The 1,071-nt window shown below is 41.2% G+C and carries 1 protein-coding gene; it reads left to right on the forward strand.

Annotation, left to right across the window (positions count from 1 at the left end; genetic code table 11):
• Positions 1–820, forward strand: an 820-nt coding sequence (locus BUA11_RS10225; protein ID WP_072761173.1) for a flagellin, incomplete at its 5' end; no start/stop codon positions are given.
• Between the last annotated feature and the right edge of the window lie 251 nt (positions 821–1,071).

Consider the following 1,071-nt stretch of genomic DNA (forward strand, 5'->3'; position numbering starts at 1 on the left):
AAGAGAAGAAATTGACAGAATCTCCAGGACAACGGAATTCAACACGAAGAAATTGTTAGATGGAAAACTTGAGAACTTCAGATTCACACCAGATGCAAAAGTGGTTACAGGTGGAAATATTAATGTTTCTCTTGGAACAATCAGAAATACCGCTGGCGAAGGAACATATGTAATAGAAGTTGGACAATTAAACGGAAGCGTTAGCAGTGCAATCGATGTTAGAATTACAAGAATAGACGCATCCGGCTCAATAACCACAACATCAGCAACGATAGGTGCAGGTGTTGTTGCGTTAGGTAATATTACATTCAGATGGACAGGCTCAACATTTAGCATTTCTGATTTCGGAGGAGCACTGCCATTGAACGAAGTTATAGATAGCGCAGTTGTAAGAGTAGAGGCATTGTACACGTCAAATACACAATTGATATTCCAAATAGGTTCAAACGAAGGGCACAACATGATAGCAGGAATTGACAACATGAGTGCAAAGTCACTTGGACTAACAACAAGTACACTTAAAGTGACAGACCAAAATAGTGCGGAAAAAGCGATAATGGTAGTAGATGGAGCGATACACAGGGTAAGTACAGCGAGGGCAGCGCTTGGTGCGATTCAGAACAGGCTTGAGCACACGATAGCGAACCTTGGAGTAGCAGCAGAGAACCTGACAGCAGCGGAAAGCCGAATAAGAGACGCAGACATGGCGAAAGAGATGATGCAATTCACAAAACAGCAGATACTGTTGCAATCGAGTATGTCGATGCTTGCACAAGCTAACGCTCAACCTCAACAGGTGTTGCAAATCTTGAGAGGATAAAACATTTAAAACATTAGGCTAAAATCACATTTTATAGAGTACTTTATCAAGGAGGTGATAGAAAAGTATCAAGTTTATGGTTTAGAACTTTTCGGAAGTTTTTATTTAATTAAGTTCAGGACGAAAGTACACAAGGAGGTGGAGAGGTATGAGGATTAACCACAACGTGAACGCACTGAACAGCTGGAGAAACATCAGCATGACGAACATGGACATGAGCAAGACACTTGAGAGACTCTCATCTGGATTAA

The sequence above is a fragment of the Fervidobacterium gondwanense DSM 13020 genome (genome assembly GCF_900143265.1).
GTDB lineage: Bacteria > Thermotogota > Thermotogae > Thermotogales > Fervidobacteriaceae > Fervidobacterium > Fervidobacterium gondwanense.